Source organism: Sporosalibacterium faouarense, from assembly GCF_016765695.1.
GTDB classification, from domain to species: domain Bacteria; phylum Bacillota; class Clostridia; order Tissierellales; family VENL01; genus Sporosalibacterium; species Sporosalibacterium faouarense.
This window is the reverse complement of the sequence record NZ_JAETGO010000080.1, coordinates 1-20,345: the sequence shown is the minus strand read 5'-3', so window position 1 is coordinate 20,345 and position 20,345 is coordinate 1. Positions and strand designations below refer to the sequence as shown.

The window sequence follows — 20,345 nt, the reverse complement described above, 5'->3', positions numbered from 1 at the left end:
TAGTTTGATATTTAACAAACTATTGACCTTAGTGTTACACTAAGGTTTAAAATATTGAATGAAGTGTCTAGCTTACTAAAACTATTGTATTTTTTTAAAATCAAATATCTAAGGTAAGGTAGATTATTACTAAACAAAATAAGAGGAGATGATTATAGTGAAAAATAGTCAAAACATTAACAAAGGAATAGTCTTTTTACTTTGTATGCTTTTAGTTGTATCTATGGTTAGTGGATGTACACAACAAACTGCAAATTCAGCTGATGAGAGTACTTATATAGCTGGAAGCTACACTGTGGAAGCAGAGGGTAACGGAGGTCCAATAAAATTAGAAGTAAAATTTAGTGAAGATGAAATTATCGACATAAAGATTTTAAGTCAAGCAGAAACTACTGGACTAGGAGATAATGCTCTTAATAGCATTAAAAGTCAGATATTAGATGGTCAAACACTAGATGTAGATACTGTATCAGGTGCAACAAACTCTAGTAAAGCAATAATTACTGCCGTTGAAGATGCTGTAAAGCAAGCAGGTGGCGATGTAGAAGTATTAAAAAATAATGGTACAAAAAAAGAAAATGAAGGAAAGGTAGTAAGATTACAAGCAGATGTTGTTGTAGTAGGCGCTGGGGCATCTGGAGTATCAGCAGCAATAGCTGCAGCGGATGAAGGTGCCAAAGTAATAATTATAGAAAAAACAGGAGTTATTGGAGGAGCTAGTAATTTATCTTGGGCAGGTAAATTTTTTAATTCCTCAGCTGCCATTGAAAGTGGGTTAGTTGTTGATGAGGAAAAAACAATCGATGATTGGATAGTAAATAACCATTGGAGAGTTGATGCAGCAGCTATAAGACAATATGTAACTAAATCTGGTGATACATATGATTGGTTAAAAGAAAAAGGATATAATACAACATATATGAACTTTGGCGGAGAGCAATTACATGTATTACCACCTTATGAAAATCGTGAAGAAACATTAAAAAGGATGTTGGCTGAATCAGTTGAAAATCAAGGTGGTCAAGTTATAACTAATACAACTGGTAAAAAGTTGATTGTAAATGAAGATGGAGATGTCATAGGAGTAGTAGCTGAGAAAATAGATGGAACTACTCTTGAAATAACTGCACAAAATGTAATTATGGCTACAGGAGGTTATGCAGCTAATAAAGAAATGGTTAAAGAAGCCTTTGGCTTTGAAGGTGTAAATGGTGGATTAGGTCAGAATATTGGAGAGGGATTAGAAATGTCATGGGAAGCTGGAGCTAAAGTCCCAGATAATTTTGGAGGCCAGATGCTTCATCAAACTCTAGCAAGGGCTACTAGTGATTTGAAAAGCAATTACGAATCATTTAAGGCAAGTTACCCACTTATGCTTTCTTATTTGCCCAATTTTATGAATGTAGGAACTTCAGGTGCAAGATTTAGAGATGAAGCTGCAACATTAACAGCTGTGGCTGCTGCTAATACTAGTGCATTTAATGGACCATATCACTATGTAGTTGTTTCTAAGTCACAAATAGACTCTCTAATTGCAGAGGGAATGATTGGTGTTAATGCACCTGGACTTCCAGGATTACCACCAGAGTTTTATGCTGACTTTCAGGATCAATTTACGTTGGATAATCCTTGGAAAGATGCATATAAAGTATTAGATTCTATGGTTGAAAATGGAGATGGATATAAGGGAGATACAATAGAAGAACTAGCAAAAAATGCAGGAATGGATGTAGAAGTTTTTAAAGAGACATATAATAATTATAAAAATGCTATAAACACTGGAGTAGATACTGAGTTTGGAAAGAATAAAGAGTATTTAACTCCTATGGGAGAAAACGGTCCATATTATGCTATAATAGCTGAAATAAACAACTTAGGTTCTGTAGGTGGATTATTAGTAAATAAGAAATTCCAAGTACTTAATAATAATCGTATTCCAATTAATGGATTATACGCAGTAGGATTGGAATCTGAAGGGGTACTATTTAATGATACTTATGTTGGCAATGGTGTTGGAATAGGCTATGCTTTCACATCAGGGCGACTTGGTGGACAATATGCTGCAAAAGAAATACTAAAAAAATAAAAAACTTGACAAAACCACTTTAATGCTTTACCATATTAAAGTATAAGAGATTAAATGAAGAAAAGACTATGATGAGAAATAGTAGGAATAAATTTTTTGAACAGAGAGTTCCCGTTTGGTGAGAGGGGCATAGAAAATTATTTTGAACACATCTCAGAGTCAGGCACCGAACCCTTAGTTAAGGGTGTAGACTGTCCTCGGTACCGCACCCGTTACAGTGCTAGAGTATAAGCAAACTTTGCCGTACTCGAAAAGGTTAATTCCGTGAGGTATTAATAAAATGAGGTGGGACCACGTGAGTAAAACTCTCGTCCTCTAGCTTAGCTAGAGGACGAGTTTTTTTATTGAAAAATTAGCTCTTATACAAAAAATAAAAGGAGATGAAAATATGAAAAAAAATAATTTATTATTTATTTTAACTTTGTTTATTAGTATAACTTTTATAATCTCTGCATGTGGTAAAGAAGAGATTGTTAATGGAATTGGACTTGATGAAATAGTAGAACAAGGATATGTAACAATTGGACTAGATGATACATTTGCACCAATGGGTTTTAGAAATGAACAAGGAGAAATTGTTGGATTTGATGTAGATTTAGCAAAAGAAGCTTTTAAAAGAATAGGAGTAGAAGTAAGATTTCAACCTATTGATTGGTCAATGAAAGAAGCAGAACTTAATTCGGGGAATATTGATCTTATTTGGAATGGATATACAATAACTATGGAAAGAGAGGAGAAAGTTGCATTTACTAAACCTTATCTAGAAAATAAGCAAGTAATTATTACTCTATCTGATTCAAACATAGTTAAGAAAGAGGATCTTATTGGAAAAAAAGTTGCTGTACAAAGTGGCTCTAGTTCTTTAGACGCTGTGAACAAGGAGCAGGAATTAGTTAAGCAATTTAAAAATGGAGAACTAATATTATTTGAAACAAACAATGAAGCTTTTATGGACTTGGAAGCAGGAAGAACAGATGCAGTTGTAGCCGATGAGATATTAGCAAGGTACTATATTCAAAAAAGAGGAGTAAAAAAATATAAAATCCTTGAAGAAGACTTTGGAAAAGAGAATTATGGAATTGGATTAAGAAAACCAGACACTGAGTTGCTGGAAAAATTAGATCAAACATTGGTTGAGCTGAAGAATGATGGTAGTGCTAAATTAATATCTGAAAAATGGTTTGGAAAAAACATAATAAAATAATGGATGGTGGTGATAAATGTGATTCAATATATATATTCTTTAATACCTTCTATTTTTGAAGGACTCAAAATTACAATTAAGATATTTATAATAACAGTTGCGTTATCTATTCCTCTAGGTTTTTTTGTTGCACTGTGTAGACTATCTACCATAAAAATAATTTCTAAAGTTACTCAGTTTTATATATGGATAATGAGAGGAACTCCATTACTCCTTCAACTAGTGTTAATTTTCTTTGGATTACCTTACGTGGGATTAGTTTTTAATAGGTCAACAGCAGCATTCATTGCTTTTATATTAAATTATGGTGCATATTTTGGTGAGATATTTAGATCAGGAATCCAATCTATTGATAAAGGACAATATGAGGCTGGTGAGGTACTAGGACTTTCTAAAACTCATATTTTCATAAGAATAATTCTTCCACAAGTGATTAAAAGAGTGATACCACCAGTGGCTAATGAGGTCATTACTTTAATCAAGGATACATCTCTAGTTTATGTAGTAGGAATTGGAGAGTTACTGAGGGCAGGGAAAATAGCATCAAATAGGGATGCATCTCTTATGCCCCTCGTTTTAATTGGAATTATCTATTTGATTTTGACAGCCATATTAACAAGAGGCTTTAATCTTTTAGAGAAAAAATATGAATACTATCAATAAAAAATTTATTGAAGATACTAGATGTATTTCTAAAGTAAATTATGGGAGGGAAGCGTAGTGCTGAAGATAAAGGAGTTAAATAAGAAGTTTAAAGGAAACTTAGTTTTAAATAATTTGAGCTTTGAACTAAATAAAGGTGAAATTTTATCTATTATTGGAAAGTCAGGAGCAGGTAAGACAACTACCCTTAGATGCCTAAATGGACTTGAGAAGCCAGACAGTGGTACAATACAGCTTGACAATCTATTTTTATGTAAGACTGAAGATGAAAAATTTAGTTATGCTCAGAAGAAAGAGTTAAGAATATTTAGAAGAAGAATGGGGTTAGTATTTCAGAGTTTTAATTTATTTCCTCATATGACTGTTCTTGAGAATATTATTGAGGCTCCCATTAAGGTATTAAATATGGATAAAATAGCGGCAACAAGAGAAGCATTAGAAACACTAGAAATCATTGAACTGGAAGATAAAAAGGATGCCTATCCTTGTGAGTTATCAGGTGGCCAAAAACAGAGAGCTGCCATAGCAAGGGCTTTAGTATTACAACCTGAATACTTGTGTTTTGATGAACCAACATCAGCATTAGATCCTGAGTTAAGTAAAGGAATTTCATCAATAATAAAAAATCTGTCTTCAAAGGATATGGGTATTTTGATTATTACCCATGATATGGATTTAGTAAGGAATACATCTGATAGAGTCTTATTTATGGATAAAGGAAAGATTACAAAAGAGTCAACAATTAATGAATTTGTTGTTTAATAAATTAACCTAATTATAAAGGACTTTATCACTTAATCTAGAAATTTATATAATAGGAACATCTATAAATATTACAAAATATAGTAAAGATTTGATGTTCTTATTATTCATAAAATTAGATAGTAGGAGGTAAGAGTAGTATGAGAAAATATATTATTAATGCATAGCAAAGGCTATTGCATGGTGAAGATAAAAAATAATAGCCTTTGCTCAATCCTTTAGACATTCAATAAAAGGAGGAGCATTATGAGCTATGTTAATGTTGAGGATATCTTACCTCAAGATATTATAGAATCAATTCAAAAATATGTTGATGGTAGGTATGTATATATACCAAGAAAAAGTTCTAAAAGAAAGGTATGGGGTGAAAGTACTAATACTAGAAATGAAATCAGGGAAAGAAATAGCAGTATATATGAAGAGTATTTAAAAGGTGTTGAGGTTAAATATATTGCAGTTGAATATCATTTATCTAAAAAAAGTATTTACCGTATTATTACTCAACAGAAAAGAAAGTTACAAGATAATAAGTTATAGAATGGGGAAGGCGTGAGCCTTTCTCATTTTCTTTTATGAAAAAAGTTCAAGGTTGTTTCTGTAAAATTCTTATGTTAGATTTATTTATATAAAGGTAAGATCTAGTGAAAACAGGGGGGAAATAGCATGAGTGGAAAGTTAAAAATAACTATAGAACGAATTAATAAAAACAATTATCATGAATTTAATGACATGGTATATTGGAGAATTAACGAAGTTGAAAGAACAACTGAAGAAAAAAGGGCAAGCAAGAATGAGTGCTTTGAAGACGTTTATAAGGAATTAGATCATCAAGGATTTTATGTCTATGCAGCTAAGTATCAAGATAAATATATTGCTTGGATTTCTTTAATGTATATTCCCAAAATAGGGAAATGGCATAAAGGCATGATTTATATAGATGAACTATGGACTGCTCCAGAATTTAGACGTAAGGGAGTAGCTTATGAACTAATGAAAAAAGCCTTTGAATTACAATCTAAAACAGATGCAATTTCAGTAAGATTATATACACATAATCCAGTTGCACAAAAATTATATGAGAAATGTGGTCTAGAGGTAATAGGTGAAGCGGTTTTTATGGAAGGAGTATATAATAATGATCTTTAAAGTAAAAGAATTTATAAATCCTTCTGTGGATGAAAAGAAAATAATTACGGAAGAAATAAAAAATATCTTAATAGATGAGTATGAAATGTTAATAACAGAAGTAAAAGAGATTGAAGATGGTCAAAATTTAAATTATTTTATGAGAGGCTTCTTGATAAATAAGAAGGAGGAAATTAAACTCCTAGTTAAAATATTATTGAAGAGTGGGTATCCTGATGTGGTTACTTTAAATAAATGTTATGAACTTCTCAATTCTGCAGGCTTTAACTATTATAAAATAATTCATTCGGATGAAAGCAATAAAATAGCACCCTATGGATTTATAATACAAAAATGGATAGATGGAGAAGTGAAAATATTTAATGAAGAAGTAAGTCTTAAGATGGACCCAAAGGAAGAGATTAGTTGGATTAAGGACTATGCTCTATTACTAAAACAAATACATTCAATAAAGCTTAATTATTTTGGAGATATTAAGGGACAAAATAAATTTTCTAGTATTCATGAGTATTATGAAAATATTGATGAAGTTATTAGATGGTCTTTTGGGAATGTTAAAGATGGTGGAGTTAAGGTCAATGAATTAGTGAATCATGAGGTTTTAGAGGAAGAATTCTTAAAGTATGTTTCTAATAAAATCAATGATTTATGCAAAGGAATAAAAGGACCAAAAGAAAGCGTTCTTATATATGGCGATATGTTTCCATCAAATATTGTTTATGAAGGGGATGAACCTAGGATAATAGATTGGGATGAATGTAGAGCTAATTGGTGGGTTTATGAAATAGCAAGGACAACTTATTATATAGAAGATAAATATATTGGGATGAAGTTCATTGAATATTACAAACCTAATGAGTCGATAGAAGAAATAGATATTGGAATAAGAATTGAACATGTAAAGCAGCACCTTAGAAAGTTATGTATTATGTGCATGAATAGTGATAAGAATCAGGATCTGATGGATAAGGTTGAAGGGATTAAAGAAAAAATTATAAATAGATTAGAGAGTAGTTTTTTATTTGATAAGATATCTATATAATTAGTAAAATTGTGAGAGGACTTTAAGATCGTAAAATGGATTTATTAGGATATACTATGCGCTGCAAGTATCCCCCTACTACTTAATAAAGAAGTAAGGGGATATTTCATTATTTAAATAAAAAAGACTGCTATCAAACTAACTGTATAAATATTCCTATTTGACAAATATATTTGTCAAGGCTATAATATTAATGACAACTATATTTGTCATTATGAAAAATATAGTTGTCAAATAAATATTAAAAGGGAGAATTGTTCTATGTTAGATTTAATAGATAATATTGTGATAGTAGAAAAAAAGTTAGGAGAAAAAGAATCTAGAAAATTACAAATTAAAACATTAAAAAATCTGATAAAAAAAGCCCATAAGAACAATATAAAAGATGAAGAACTAATTATGAAAATTAAAAAATTAAGTAATGATTTAAGGTTAATTTCTGAAGGAAGAAAAGATTTAAGAAAAAGTTATAATAAGAATTTTCAATCATTAAAAGAAGAAGTCAAAAAAAATTATGGATATGTGCCTAAAGGAACGTATATTGGAATTTATTTGTCAATTGGTGTGGCATTAGGAAGTGGTATCGGTGTCGTTTTTACTTCAATAAATCCAGCTTTAATATCAATAGGAATCGGACTGGGAATTTCAATCGGTGTAGCAATAGGATCTTCCAAAGAAAAAGAAGCAGAGAAGGATGGAAAACTATATTAAATATCTAGTTTTGTAATATTAGTGTTTTGTATTAAAGAAATAGATTTATTAGGAGGACCATATGCCATTAAAGAATACCTTAAAAATTCAAAGAGCAAAAATGGGGATAAATCAATCTGACTTAGGGAAGCTAGTTGGTGTATCTAGACAAACTATTAGTTTGATTGAAAGAGGTGATTACAATCCTTCAATAACTTTAGTATTAAAGTTATGTAAAGTATTTAATGTGTCAGTGGAAGAAGTATTTTGTTATCAGGAGGATCAAGAGAATGAATAGGAAAACAATACTTAGAATATTATTATTGATGGGAATTGGTGGAGTAATTGGATTAATCTTATCATTTGGTTTAATGAAATTAAATCAATATAATCATATGAAGATTCTAGAAGAAATATCAGATTTTTTTATTGAGTATACTGTTTTAATTTATATTGTTTTATTTGTGTGTTTATTTCTACCAGCTGTATTTCAATATATTAAAGCTAAGAAAAATTATGATAGGACAGCTCTAGTATCTGATGATGAAATTGACACCTTTGAAAGTAAAGGTGAGTATGCCTTTCAATTATCAATGTTAATAAATGGGGTGTTTCTAATACTCAATCTTATGCTATTTGGAATGACATTTAATAGAACCAGGGAAAATTTATTATTAGTGTTATTTTTATTTCTGTTCAGTAGTATATGTGCAGCTGTTTTAGAAATTATTGCAATAAGGTATATACAAGAAATTGATAATCGATTAAAGGGAAAACCGACTTCTTTAAAATTTAATAAAGAATTTCTTGAAAGTTGCGATGAGGCTGAGAAGTTTAGAATATATAAATCTGGGTATCATGCATTTCAGTTTTCTAGAAATGCATCGTTAGGATTGATAGTGCTTACAATACTATGTAATATAGTTTTGAGCACAGGTGTTTTCCCTGTTTTTGTGAGTTGTATGATTATGCTTATTCAAATAACTTCTTACAATTATTATACCTTAAAAACAAAATAGTTCTTTTAAGACAAGTTAATTTTCAAAAAATTAAACAGCCTGAGTTCTGTGGATTTTAGAGCTCAGGCTATTTAAATTCTTTTCACTATTTTTATTTTTTATAAGAATAAATTTAGCCTTCAAGGTTTCGAGTTCTGTATTTTATGTTGCCGATAAGAATAAGTGATATTGAGATAGCAAATAACACAATTCCACTTATAATATTATAATCCTCCATTGGTATTTTTTGGACGTGTCCAAAAGGTGTAAGATTTGAAACCCATTCAGGCAATTGAAGAAGTCCACCAAAATAAATTGTGGCAAAAGTAAGACCAAGGTAAACCCAAATCACTTTTATTGCCTTAGGAAACATACCTAATAGTAAGACTGTAATGGACATAAATACCCATATAGCGGGCAAATAAGCTAAAGACGCTTTCATCATAGTAGAAAACTTTAAATGTGTGGTAGCAACAGAAGCACTAGCACTGTATAACCCAAAAGTCCCTGCAAAAGACATTATTAATGAAGTTATTGTTGCTAGAGTTACGTAACTAAAAATAAGCTTACCCCTTGATACTACTCGACTTAATATATGTTCTAGACGATTTCTTTTTTCTTCATGTCTAAGCTTCAAAATAATTTGTAATACTGGAACTGTTCCAACCATTGCAATTATAGCATAAAGCATAACAACAAATTGTTCCACCATAGAGCCAGCGCCACCTATACCTTCAAGTAATTTCTGATACATTTCATTTCCAGAGAAAAAGCTTTCCACATCCCCTAAAATTGAACCATATGAAGCTCCTAAAATCATCATACCGATAGCCCAACCAATAATTGTTCCTCTCTGGTTTCTCCATGCTAATCCCAACGGACTTTGTAAAAAGATAGAAGCGTCTTTTTTTCCTGGTTTTACCGGGATAAATGAGGCATTTAAATCTCTAATATTATTTAGTCTAAAAGCGATATATCCAATAATTACTGACAAAGCCAATACTATTAATATTGGCCACCATACATTTTCTACATAGGTCTTAGTCCTCATTATAAGACCTAAAGGTGAAATTAGTGAAAGAGCCTCACTATTGATGTCACCAATAGCTCTTAATAGATACGTAAAGCCTAAAAAACTAAAAGAATACCCTAGTGTACCACGGGTTGTTTGAGTTAGCTGAGAAAAAACAGATGTAGTAGTGGCAAAGAGTATTCCAGTAGCGCTCAATGTCATACCATACAATATTGAACCACTCCAATTCATAGATTCAATTCCTGCTAAAGCAAGACTTATGCCTATGAGAAATCCCATAACTATATTTACAACTGTGTAAACAGATAGAGTTGAAAATAAGATTGCTGATTTTCCAACGGGAAGAGAGCGAATTAATTCAAGTCTACCTTCTTCTTCATCTTTTCTTGTATGACGGGTAATTAACAATATATTCATTATTGCTACAGCTAGTGCAGTAAAAAGTAACATTTCGGCACTAAATATGGCTCCCATCTGGAAGCTATTGGTGTCGCCATAATATGGACCTAACATTGCAATCATTGCAGGATTGGCTAAGGTATCAACTATGGCTTTTGCATCCATATCTGTTGGATATAATGAAGGAAACGACTTTGCGACATAGAAAGATAAAATCACCAATATAGCAATCCATATGAGTATTCTTTTATAGTCTTTCTTTAAAATGAAGGCAGATAGAACTTTTGACCCTGTTATATTAAACATTACTATTCACCTCACCATTTGAATAATGGTGCATAAATAGATCTTCCAAAGTAGGGGGCATGCTTTCTAGGTTAACTATGCCATAACTATTAAAGTGGTTAATAATAGAAATCAATTTATCTGCATCAGCTTGAAAATTATATGTATTATCTCTTACAGTTAAACCATATAAGCCTTTGAGATTTTCTAGATCAGAAACAGTAGACTTTGTTTCAATGGTAATCTGGTTGCGCATGAGATGTCTTAACTCTTTTAGTGAACCTGTTTCAATAATCTTACCTTTACGAATTATACATACTCTGTCACATAATTGCTCAACTTCAGATAGTATATGACTTGAGAGAAAAATGGTTTTGCCTTCAGATTTTAAATTTCTTATACATTCTTGAAAAATCTTTTCCATTAGCGGGTCAAGTCCAGATGTTGGTTCATCAAGTATATATAAGTCGGCATCTACTGATAGAGCAGCAATCAAAGCGACTTTTTGTCTATTTCCCTTAGAATAAGTCCTGCATTTTTTAGAAGGATCTAAATCAAAAAGCTTGATAAGTTCTTCTTTTTTACTCTTATTATTACTTCCATTTAATTTAATGAATAAGTCAATTATTTCTCCACCTGTTAAGTTTGGCCAAAGAGAAACATCCCCAGGTACAAAGGCAAGCCTTTTATGGATTTCAACTGCATCTTTCCAAGAATCTTTTCCAAAAACAGTTATTTTACCACTTGTAGCCTTTAAAATTCCTAAAATTGAACGAATGGTAGTAGTTTTTCCTGCACCATTTGGACCAATGAAACCAAAAACCTCTCCTTCTTGTAGTTCAAGACTTACATTGTCCAAAGCAGTAAACTTACCAAATTTCTTTGTTAGGTTTTCAACCTTTAAAACACTCATTACTATTCATCTCCTTTTTTATAATATAAAGTTTTTAATAGTTCCAATAATTCATCAAACTCCTTCCAATAGGGGTCCATATCAGTATCTATGAGATCAACAGACTTCAATTTATATAGTAGTTCTGTCTGGTATCCTTCTACAGACCATGTTATAAGTTTTATGATAGTTTCTGGTGGGATATCATCCCTAAAACAACTGTAGTCAATATTCGAGTAAAGTTTATCAAGACCTCGATTTTTAACATATTCAGTTTTATTTTTTACTTCCTCTTGTACATCTTCAAAATTATTAAGATAAATACTTGCCAAAAAGCTAAAGGCATACGAATTTTTCAACATGGCATTCAGTTTTGCCTTTGCTGCTAGTTTATATTTTTCTATAAAACCTAGATTTTTGTTAGGAATTTTATCTAAATACTCTTCTTGTACAAACTGTATACTCATTTCTACTAAGTCATTAAATAATTCTTTTTTACTATTGAAGTAATGAAAGAGCATACCTTTACCTATTCCCGCTGATTTGACAATCTGATTTGTGGATGCCTTTTTATATCTGTTTTTTGTAAATTCAATATAGGCTGCATTTAAAATTCTTTGTTGTTTTTCTTTATCTAATTGTTTAAATGATTCATTCATACGATTTACCTCCTAATCTATAGACCAATATGGTCTATAGATTAATCATATCACCATAGACCATATTGGTCAACAGCAAATTAACTTTTCTTTTATCTAAATTAAGAAGTAGATATTGTTTCAGAATATTAATAGTTGAGGAAAATGCATATTTACAAATTCAATATAATATTGCATAAAATTTTACTATGCAATTTTTTTAGTTAATAAATCATATGATTCTCGTGAAAAAGGGTATTTGGAAAAAATAAAAAAGATAGGGGGCTGTTATTCTAATATAACAGCTCCTTATCTTTTAGATAAATGAGAATTTACATATTCACAAATTAAATATGTTTTCACATAAAATTTTAATATCAATTTCCTCAAATATTAGACTCAATAAAATTTAACTTTGTACATATTGTCAGAATAATATTTAGAGATATGTATAATAAACTTTTAAACTTTCTACTGTTGAGATGATAAATTAACTATAGTTCTGCCTTTATGCTTTCCATCTAACATCATATCAATTTTTTCATTTAAACCTTTTAAAGATATCTCATTCACATTATCATTTAAAGTATTAGGCTTCCAATCTGAAGATAATTTTTTCCAAATATTAAGCCTGATATCCATAGGACATTGAACTGAATCAATCCCAAATAATGTTACTCCTTTTAGAATAAAAGGATATACTGAAGTTGAAAATTTATGATCTGCAACATTTCCACAACAAGTAATACTACCACCATAGTTTGTCGTTTTAATTGCTGTAGATAACATATTTCCACCTACTGTGTCTATTACTCCTGCCCATCTTGCTTTCAAAAGAGGTCTTCCAGAATCATCGTCTATTTCTCTTCTATCAACTATATCTTTAGCTCCAATCCCTAAGAGCATATCTTTTTCGTGTGTTTTTCCTGTAGCAGCAATGACATTATATCCGATTTTACTTAAGATTGAAATGGCAGTACTACCTACGCCACCTGTTGCACCTGTTACTAATATATTTCCATCATCAGGTTTAATACCTGAGTTTACTAGCTTGTAAACTGAAAGGGCAGCGGTAAATCCAGCAGTTCCATATATCATACTTTCTCTTAATGTAAGGTTTTCAGGAAGCTTAACAACCCACTCAGCAGGAACTCTTATATATTCTCCAAATCCACCTGAAGTGTTCATTCCAAGATCGTAACCTGTTACAATTACTTCATCTCCAGCTTCAAAATTGTCATTATTACTTTCAACTATAATACCTGCTGCATCGATACCAGGAGTATGGGGATAATTTCTGGTAACTCCTCGGTTTCCTATTGAAGAAAGAGCGTCTTTATAGTTTAAGGAGGAATATTTTACGTTTATTAAAACGTCGCCTTTGGGGAGGTCTTTTAACTGTCTTGTTACAATTTCTCTTGAGAATTTTTTATCCTCTATTTCTGACACTAACATTGCTTTAAATTTGATATTACTCATTTTAACACTCCCTTTTATTAGTTTTATATAAAACTAATTATAATAAAAGAATAGTTTTGTGTCAAACTATTACTATAGAAATTGATTAATACTTTAATTAATATTATAATTACTTTATAGCTAGAATTATACATAGAAATAGGAGATTGATTATGAAGGATAAATATATTGTATACTATATAAGTAAAACTAAGAAAAAGATGACTGACTTTATAGAAAAAGAGCTGAAAGAAAAAGGATTATTTGATTTAGTTCCTTCATATGGGAATATACTTACAGTTTTATATGATAATCATGGTAAACTGAGCATGAAAGATATAGTACGATTGACGGGAAAAGACAAGTCTACTATTACAGTATTGGTTAATAAATTGTCAAAACTTGGATATATTAAAAAAGAGAAAAGTGAAGAAGATAGAAGAGTTACTTATGTTAAAATTACAAAAAAAAGTAAGGATATAGAAGATAAATTTAATGAAATTTCTAGAGATGTTTATTCGACTGCATATAATAATTTTTCTTCTGAAGAAAAAGAAGTGTTCCTTAATCTATTAAAGAAGCTTAATAATAACTTTAATTTAGAGTAGATTTTTTCATATATTGAGAAGAAATAGTTTTTTTTCAATGGGCTTAGGTAGTCCAGAATTTATTGTAGGACATATATCTGAATAATTATTTTAGTTTTAAGTTTTCAAAAATACCATATGCCCCCACTGCAGATATGTAGTAGGGGCATCTATTATCTAAAATTGTCATCAAGGAAAAGTTATTTATTCATTATATTTCTTTTTTTACTTTAAAAACATCGGTGGAACTTTACATGGATTTACTTCTACTTGTTGCCATACATTACCTTTAACATAAGGCTCTTTTTCTAACCATTTATCAAGTTCATCTCTAGTTGGAAACTCCATAATAAGTTTTGAACCAATCATTTTTTCATTATCATCTAATAGTGCAATAGCAAAAAGTAATTTTCCTTCTTCTCGCATTGAATCTGCTAGTTTAAGGTGTTCTTCACGAACAGCCAATCTTCTTTCCATGGCTCCTGAGTCTGTACCGTCATAACCTGTAACTATGAATTGCATAGCAATACCTCCTTATATTTATTTAAATTACTATATTCTATATAAGCTTATACTAATCCTTCAAGAATTTAGAAGAGATTATGAATGTAGGTTTAGTTTATGAGAATAACAACATAATTGGAAATTAATAGATAATGGCTTTCTATAATATGTTATAATTTTAGTTAATGTATAATTACTATACTTTTTTTCTATATTGGCCAAGGAGTTTTTGGTAAATAATAAATAGCACTTAATTAATGATTTAGAGTTTACTTATTTTTATGATATAGAAATAAAGGTTTCAAAGGAGTGAAACTATGAGTTTTTCAAATAAAGAATTGTTTGTAGGTACAGCTAAATACTATTCCAAATATAGAATAGAATATCCCCAAGAGTTATTAGATATTATAACTAAGTTTTATGAAGTCGATGGCAAAGGTAGACTCTTAGATTTAGGATGTGGGACAGGTAAGTTGGCAATACCATTACATAAAAGTTTCAAAGAAGTTATTGGAATAGATATTGATCAAGAAATGATAAATGAGGCCAAGAAAGTTAGCTCAGAGAAAAATATTAGTAATATTAACTTTATAACAATGGAATCAGAAAAAATAGGTGAGGAATTAGGAAAGTTTGATTTAATACTATGTGGTAATGCATTTCATTGGATGGATAAAGATGTAGTTCTAAATAAGTCTTACGATATATTGACTCAGTTTGGTGGAATGGTTGTATTAGCAGGTACTAGTTTTTGGAGCGGTAAAAAAACATGGCAAAAAGAAACTATAAAAATAATTAAAAAATGGTTAGGTGAAAAAAGAAAAGCTGGAAAAGGAGAATTTCCTTCTGATCAAAAATCATTTGAGGACTATTTTGAAGAAAGTAAATTTAAACTAAGCCAAAAAGGAAAATTCAAATTTATATATGAATGGAATATGGAAAGTCTAATAGGCTATTTATATTCTACTTCATTTTGCAATAAAAGACTGCTAGGAGATAATATTAATGTATTCGAAAGAGAATTAAAGGAAGTTTTACTTGATATAAATCCAAAAGGAAATTTTAAAGAAGAAGTTGAGATAACATATTTCTTGTTAAAAAAGTAAAGAATAACAAGCATAGATATAACCCCCAATTACATTTAATGTAGAGGGGGTTTTTAATTTCTGTGGTTGATATAAAAATGAGAGTTATAATATTTTCTCAATAAAGGTAAAGGTATCATGTAACCATTACTTCAAATTATTCACATTTTTCAGGATTTCTTCAAGCTTCTCAGTTGATGTAATTCTTTCATTGCATTCTTCACTATCTAAACATATTTCAAATCCTATGGACCTATAAGATTTTCCACCATTTTTATTTGCTTTGCAGATAGGTGAGACAAAGGCCACCTTATTATCTTGACATACACGATTGCAAAGAACACATCTATGAGAGTTGTTAGAAACATTATTATGAATTTCATCTATTTGTATTGTTGTATATTAATCTTTTTGTATGGAGTACATTTCTTTATTAGCAACTATAAGTTTAATGATAAATTAATAATAATAAATATTCGCTATAATTTACTGTATTTTGATTGACAAATGACACCTTGTCATATATAATTAATCTAGGATTAAATATGACATGGTGTCATTTAAGATAAGAGGGGGATAAACAGTGCCAAAACAAACATTTTTTAATATTTCTAAAGATAAAAGGGAGACTCTATTGAATGCAGCTCAAAAAGAGTTTTCAAGAGTTCAATTAAGTGAAGCATTAATTTCTAATATTGTTAAGTCAGCGGGAATTTCTAGAGGTAGCTTTTATCAATACTTTAACGACAAGGAAGACCTATATTTTTTTCTATTAAATAAATATGCCAAAGAAAGTAAAGAGAGTTTTATCTCAATCTTAAAGAAATTAAATGGTGATATATTTAATACCTTTATTGAAATGTTTCATTTAATGTTGAAAAAGTTCAAGACAAAAGAACACGGGGATTTTCTTAGGAATGCTTTTCTCAATATGAATCATAAGATAGAGAACACATTTACTAATGGTTTTAATAAAAGGAAATTTAGTAATGAGTTGTTAGAATTAAGTGATTTAATTGATAAAGAAAATTTAAATATTGCTGATGAGAAAGAATTCAGGCATGTTATGCAAATTCTTATGGTAATAACACTTCACAATACTATTAGCAACTTTACAAATGAGATGCCAATTAAGGAATCTTTAGAAAACTATATTACAGAAATACATTTGTTGAAGAAGGGGCTCTGTAAAGAGAGGAGAAGATAAAATGAACCTATTAGAGGTTAAACATATTAATAAATCCTATATAATTGATGGTAAAGAAAAAACAACCATACTACATGATATAAATCTTAGTTTTAATAAAGGTGAGTTCGTTTCTATACTTGGAGAATCAGGTTGTGGAAAATCTACACTGATGAATATTATTGGTGGAATGGACTCTAATTTTGAGGGAGAAGTATTTATAGAGGGTAAGAATATTAAAAAGATGAAAGAAATAGAAATAGATGATTATCGAAAAAGTAGAGTTGGTTTCATTTTTCAAAGTTTTAATTTAATTCCTCATCTTTCAGTTTTAGAAAATGTGACAATTGCTATGCAGATGGCAAGTAAAAGTGAAAAAGAACGAAATGAACGAGCAAAAAAACTCTTATTAGAAGTTGGTTTAAAGGATCATATGATGAAAAAACCAAATCAGCTTTCTGGCGGACAAAAGCAGCGTGTAGCAATTGCTCGGGCCTTGTCCAACGATCCTGATATTATTTTAGCAGATGAACCAACAGGTTCTTTAGATAAAGAAACAAGTGAGCAGGTACTAAAGTTATTAGATAGAATTGCTAAAAAAGGGAAATTGATTATTCAGGTAACCCATTCTCAAAAGGCGGCTGATTCAGGAAGTCGAATTGTGAAAATTGATGACGGGAGAATTGTAGATGATATCAATTTAAAAGACAGCTACCAATCAGCTAAAAAAATAGATAAGACAAAAGCAAGAAATTTAAGTTTGGTTGCTTCTTTTAAACTTGCATTAAAAAATATGAAATTAAATGCTAAAAGGAATATATTAGTGGCACTAGGTGGATCAATTGGGATCATAAGTGTGATTATTATGCTAGCATTAGGTAGTGGTGTAACAGACTTTATTAATGATGAAATTAACTCTAGTATGAATCCTTTAATGATTGAGATTACTAAGCAATCCAGTGAGGCAGAAAGAGAAACTGGCCCTAGAGCTATGATGTCAGAGTTAGAGTCTTTTAATGAAGAGGATATAGAGAAAATTCAGTCTATTGAAAATGTAAATAAGGTTGAAAAAGTCATTACGTTTAATATGAAAACTAGTGCAGGCTACGAGGATAAACGTTCAGATATCATCTTATTCTCTACAATTACTGACAGTATTAAGAAAGAAAACTTGGAAGTGGGAGAATTACCTGAGGAAAACGAGCTTCTGCTTACACCTTCTGTAGCCAAAAATTTGACAGGTGAAGAGGATTATCAATCTCTTATTGGTAAAGAATTAAGTGTTTATGTAAATGAAATCAATAATGAAAATAAGCCTGTCATTATTGAGAAAAAACTGATGGTTTCAGGTATATACAGTGCAGAAGGTATAGGTATGCAAGGAATGACTACGGCTTATGTGCAATATGAAACATTAGAAAATGCATATGTGGAGAACAATATGACTTTGAGCCCAACACAGATTAATGCATTTGCCAATGAACAAGATCAAGTCGATGAAATAAAGAAGAAACTAAAAGATCTTGGATATGCAAATTCTAAAACAGCAGCTATGCTTGAACAAGTAACGTCTTATCTAGATTTAGCCACTGTATTACTAGCAGGAATTTCTGGAATTTCATTAATTGTTTCTGGAATTATGATTTTAGTTGTTCTTTACATCAGTGTTGTGGAACGTACGAAAGAAATTGGAATACTTCGTGCCATTGGTGCCAGAAAGAAGGATATTAAACGTATTTTCTTCTCAGAATCAGCATTACTTGGTTTATTTAGTGGTTTAATTGCAGTTTTTATAGCAATAATTATAAGTGTAGTTGGTAATAGTATCCTATCAAAAAGCTTTGGAGCAGAGTTGATTGATTTAACAGGTCTAACGATGTTCTTTGGTGTAGCTGTTAGTATGACTGTAAGCATTATAGCAGGACTTATGCCTTCATCAAAGGCAGCAAAGTTAGATCCAATGGAGTCTTTACGATATGAATAAATCCTATTGGAAATATAAAGGAAATTAAATCTAAGCATAATTAACAGGTCAGTTATACTCATTAATGAGTATAACTGACCTGTATTAATTTAACAATTCAACTAATTGTTATAGATTTAAAATTCAATGATACTTGATTTTCCACACTGAATGTAAGAGATGTACATATTCTAAGGATTGACAATAATAAATATTACCAGTATAATTATAGATAATTAGAGTCTACAATATCTTTTAAGGAGGATTCATTTTGAAATATACAAAGGCTACAAACTATGCGCTTCATACCATTGCGTATATGATAAAAAATAATAAAGATGATAAATTTAGTTTGCAAATATTAGCAGACAATTTCAATATATCTGCTACCTATCTCTCAAAAATTTTAACAGAACTAGTAAAGGCTGATTTAATTCAGTCAACACCAGGTGTAAAAGGGGGCTATGTTTTACGTAAAAGGGTAGAGGAAATTTCATTTATGGATGTGATTAAGGCAACTGAAGGAACGGGAGCATTATTTAGTTGTGAATTACATGACGATGAGAGTGGGTGTCAAATCTTCAAAGTAATGAAAGAAGCAGAGAATGTTATGAAAAGGTATCTACAGAATAAAAAGATTTATGAAATAGTTCAGTATATGTAAAGCAATGGAAGAAGTAAGGAATAATAATTCTTTCAGATGTAGAGTTATCCTGTAAGTTTTTTATACTTCAATTATAGATAAAATGTATCTATAATATATATAATTGAAAAAAGAAGACACTTAAATGACGAAGTTGAAAAAATCTATTATGAGGAGATAAAGAGATGACAGAATTTTGGGAAGAAAGTTTTATAGAGAAACAAACAATGTGGGGATTTGAACCTTCAGATTCTGCAATTTTGACAAAGGATTTTTTCCTTGAAAAGAAAGTTAAGGACATTTTAATACCAGGTATTGGATATGGTAGAAATGCAAAGATATTTATTGAGAACGGAATCAATGTAACAGGTATTGAGATTTCAAAAACTGCAATTGATTTGGCGAGAAAAAACGGGCTTGATGATATTAGTATCTACAATGGCTCAGTAAGCGACATGCCTTTTGACAGCAAACTTTATGACGGTATATTTTGTTATGCGCTTATTCACTTATTAAATAAGCATGAGAGAAAGCAATTTATTAAAGATTGCTATAGTCAATTAAAACCAAATGGATATATGATTTTCACAACTATTTCAAAAAAAGCTCCTATGTTTGGAAAAGGAAAGCAATTGAGTAAAGATCGATTCGAGAGAATTAAAGGCGTGAAAATGTTTTTTTATGATTATAATTCAATAAAGGAAGAATTTGTAGAGTATGGCTTGATGGAAACTTCAGAAATTGTTGAGTCAAATAAAAGCATGAAAAATAAACCTCCATTACATTTTATAATTATTAAATGTAAGAAGTAGATTTCATGTAATTGACATTGTATTTTAGTTAGAGATAAAAAACTATAATGACTATAGTTAAACAGATTATATTTAAAGTATTATAGATTTGAGTCAAATATTCAATTTTGTCTTAGTTTCTAAAATTCCAGTTACAACGATATGGTGAACCGTACCATAAATAACGGCAGTTTTTTGTATTATATGTTCTCACATACTGTGCATGTTGAAGCCGTAACACTGCTTATGAAGGAGTGAAAGGACTGAATAAGTAGATGTACGACTCATGT

General features: G+C 30.2%; 22 protein-coding genes and 1 other annotated feature. Of the genes, 16 read left to right on the top strand and 6 right to left on the bottom strand.

Features of this window, described 5'->3' with window-relative positions; genetic code table 11:
• Nucleotides 1-157 precede the first annotated feature (157 nt).
• The 10 genes from JMO20_RS14880 (at nucleotide 158) to JMO20_RS14835 (ending at nucleotide 8,612) form a co-directional block, all read left to right on the top strand.
• Nucleotides 158-2,086 carry an FAD-binding protein gene (locus JMO20_RS14880; RefSeq protein ID WP_341534039.1) on the top strand — a complete coding sequence of 643 codons (1,929 nt, stop codon included), beginning with the start codon at nucleotides 158-160 and terminating at the stop codon, nucleotides 2,084-2,086.
• Between the two features lie 59 nt (nucleotides 2,087-2,145).
• Nucleotides 2,146-2,405 (top strand) — a binding site (T-box leader).
• Nucleotides 2,406-2,474: 69 nt separating this feature from the next.
• Complete coding sequence (locus JMO20_RS14875; protein WP_202710489.1) at nucleotides 2,475-3,290, top strand: amino acid ABC transporter substrate-binding protein; 816 nt, start codon at nucleotides 2,475-2,477, stop codon at nucleotides 3,288-3,290.
• A gap of 18 nt (nucleotides 3,291-3,308) precedes the next feature.
• Complete coding sequence (locus JMO20_RS14870; protein WP_341534038.1) at nucleotides 3,309-3,953, top strand: amino acid ABC transporter permease; 645 nt, start codon at nucleotides 3,309-3,311, stop codon at nucleotides 3,951-3,953.
• A 57-nt stretch (nucleotides 3,954-4,010) separates the two neighbouring features.
• Nucleotides 4,011-4,715: an ATP-binding cassette domain-containing protein gene (locus JMO20_RS14865; RefSeq protein WP_202710488.1), complete on the top strand. Its 705-nt coding sequence runs from the start codon at nucleotides 4,011-4,013 to the stop codon at nucleotides 4,713-4,715.
• A 246-nt stretch (nucleotides 4,716-4,961) separates the two neighbouring features.
• Nucleotides 4,962-5,252 (top strand): CD3324 family protein, encoded by a 291-nt coding sequence (locus JMO20_RS14860; protein ID WP_202710487.1) that lies wholly within the window; start codon nucleotides 4,962-4,964, stop codon nucleotides 5,250-5,252.
• Nucleotides 5,253-5,378: 126 nt separating this feature from the next.
• Nucleotides 5,379-5,861, top strand: a complete 483-nt coding sequence (locus JMO20_RS14855) for a GNAT family N-acetyltransferase (protein WP_202710486.1) — start codon at nucleotides 5,379-5,381, stop codon at nucleotides 5,859-5,861.
• Nucleotides 5,851-6,903 carry an aminoglycoside phosphotransferase family protein gene (locus JMO20_RS14850; RefSeq protein WP_202710485.1) on the top strand — a complete coding sequence of 351 codons (1,053 nt, stop codon included), beginning with the start codon at nucleotides 5,851-5,853 and terminating at the stop codon, nucleotides 6,901-6,903. The genes JMO20_RS14855 and JMO20_RS14850 overlap by 11 nt, the downstream gene beginning before the upstream one ends.
• A gap of 261 nt (nucleotides 6,904-7,164) precedes the next feature.
• Complete coding sequence (locus JMO20_RS14845) at nucleotides 7,165-7,614, top strand: glycine zipper domain-containing protein (RefSeq protein WP_202710484.1); 450 nt, start codon at nucleotides 7,165-7,167, stop codon at nucleotides 7,612-7,614.
• Between the two features lie 61 nt (nucleotides 7,615-7,675).
• Nucleotides 7,676-7,891: a helix-turn-helix transcriptional regulator gene (locus JMO20_RS14840; RefSeq protein WP_202710483.1), complete on the top strand. Its 216-nt coding sequence runs from the start codon at nucleotides 7,676-7,678 to the stop codon at nucleotides 7,889-7,891.
• Nucleotides 7,884-8,612, top strand: a complete 729-nt coding sequence (locus JMO20_RS14835; protein WP_202710482.1) for a DUF3169 family protein — start codon at nucleotides 7,884-7,886, stop codon at nucleotides 8,610-8,612. Before JMO20_RS14840 ends, JMO20_RS14835 begins: the two co-directional genes overlap by 8 nt.
• A gap of 112 nt (nucleotides 8,613-8,724) precedes the next feature.
• Here the strand turns inward: JMO20_RS14835 and JMO20_RS14830 are convergent, their stop codons facing one another.
• The 4 genes from JMO20_RS14830 to JMO20_RS14815 all read right to left on the bottom strand — a co-directional run bounded on the left by JMO20_RS14830 (nucleotide 8,725) and on the right by JMO20_RS14815 (nucleotide 13,317).
• A complete protein-coding gene (locus tag JMO20_RS14830; protein WP_202710481.1) occupies nucleotides 8,725-10,329 on the bottom strand; it encodes an ABC transporter permease in 1,605 nt (534 codons plus the stop codon).
• Nucleotides 10,322-11,221, bottom strand: coding sequence for an ABC transporter ATP-binding protein (locus JMO20_RS14825; RefSeq protein WP_202710480.1), 900 nt, complete (start codon nucleotides 11,219-11,221; stop codon nucleotides 10,322-10,324). The genes JMO20_RS14830 and JMO20_RS14825 overlap by 8 nt, the downstream gene beginning before the upstream one ends.
• A gap of 2 nt (nucleotides 11,222-11,223) precedes the next feature.
• On the bottom strand, nucleotides 11,224-11,859 hold the full coding sequence (locus JMO20_RS14820) for a TetR/AcrR family transcriptional regulator (RefSeq protein WP_202710479.1): 636 nt from the start codon (nucleotides 11,857-11,859) through the stop codon (nucleotides 11,224-11,226).
• Between the two features lie 450 nt (nucleotides 11,860-12,309).
• Nucleotides 12,310-13,317 (bottom strand): YhdH/YhfP family quinone oxidoreductase, encoded by a 1,008-nt coding sequence (locus JMO20_RS14815; protein ID WP_202710478.1) that lies wholly within the window; start codon nucleotides 13,315-13,317, stop codon nucleotides 12,310-12,312.
• A 152-nt stretch (nucleotides 13,318-13,469) separates the two neighbouring features.
• On the opposite strand from JMO20_RS14815, the gene JMO20_RS14810 reads away from it, so the two are divergent.
• On the top strand, nucleotides 13,470-13,904 hold the full coding sequence (locus tag JMO20_RS14810) for a MarR family winged helix-turn-helix transcriptional regulator (protein WP_202710477.1): 435 nt from the start codon (nucleotides 13,470-13,472) through the stop codon (nucleotides 13,902-13,904).
• 204 nt (nucleotides 13,905-14,108) lie between these two features.
• On the opposite strand, the gene JMO20_RS14805 is transcribed toward JMO20_RS14810, so the two are convergent.
• The gene (locus JMO20_RS14805; protein ID WP_202710476.1) at nucleotides 14,109-14,405 is read right to left on the bottom strand and encodes a YciI family protein; all 297 of its coding nucleotides are present in this window, start codon (nucleotides 14,403-14,405) and stop codon (nucleotides 14,109-14,111) included.
• A gap of 299 nt (nucleotides 14,406-14,704) precedes the next feature.
• On the opposite strand from JMO20_RS14805, the gene JMO20_RS14800 reads away from it, so the two are divergent.
• Nucleotides 14,705-15,493: a class I SAM-dependent methyltransferase gene (locus tag JMO20_RS14800; RefSeq protein WP_202710475.1), complete on the top strand. Its 789-nt coding sequence runs from the start codon at nucleotides 14,705-14,707 to the stop codon at nucleotides 15,491-15,493.
• A gap of 126 nt (nucleotides 15,494-15,619) precedes the next feature.
• Here the strand turns inward: JMO20_RS14800 and JMO20_RS19855 are convergent, their stop codons facing one another.
• Complete coding sequence (locus JMO20_RS19855; protein ID WP_207753522.1) at nucleotides 15,620-15,781, bottom strand: hypothetical protein; 162 nt, start codon at nucleotides 15,779-15,781, stop codon at nucleotides 15,620-15,622.
• 274 nt (nucleotides 15,782-16,055) lie between these two features.
• On the opposite strand from JMO20_RS19855, the gene JMO20_RS14795 reads away from it, so the two are divergent.
• The 4 genes from JMO20_RS14795 to JMO20_RS14780 all read left to right on the top strand — a co-directional run bounded on the left by JMO20_RS14795 (nucleotide 16,056) and on the right by JMO20_RS14780 (nucleotide 20,076).
• On the top strand, nucleotides 16,056-16,679 hold the full coding sequence (locus JMO20_RS14795) for a TetR family transcriptional regulator (RefSeq protein ID WP_202710474.1): 624 nt from the start codon (nucleotides 16,056-16,058) through the stop codon (nucleotides 16,677-16,679).
• Between the two features lies 1 nt (nucleotide 16,680).
• Nucleotides 16,681-18,642 carry an ABC transporter ATP-binding protein/permease gene (locus JMO20_RS14790; RefSeq protein WP_202710473.1) on the top strand — a complete coding sequence of 654 codons (1,962 nt, stop codon included), beginning with the start codon at nucleotides 16,681-16,683 and terminating at the stop codon, nucleotides 18,640-18,642.
• Nucleotides 18,643-18,892: 250 nt separating this feature from the next.
• The gene (locus JMO20_RS14785) at nucleotides 18,893-19,285 is read left to right on the top strand and encodes an RrF2 family transcriptional regulator (RefSeq protein ID WP_202710472.1); all 393 of its coding nucleotides are present in this window, start codon (nucleotides 18,893-18,895) and stop codon (nucleotides 19,283-19,285) included.
• Between the two features lie 164 nt (nucleotides 19,286-19,449).
• The gene (locus tag JMO20_RS14780; RefSeq protein WP_202710471.1) at nucleotides 19,450-20,076 is read left to right on the top strand and encodes a class I SAM-dependent methyltransferase; all 627 of its coding nucleotides are present in this window, start codon (nucleotides 19,450-19,452) and stop codon (nucleotides 20,074-20,076) included.
• The last annotated feature ends 269 nt before the right edge of the window (nucleotides 20,077-20,345 follow it).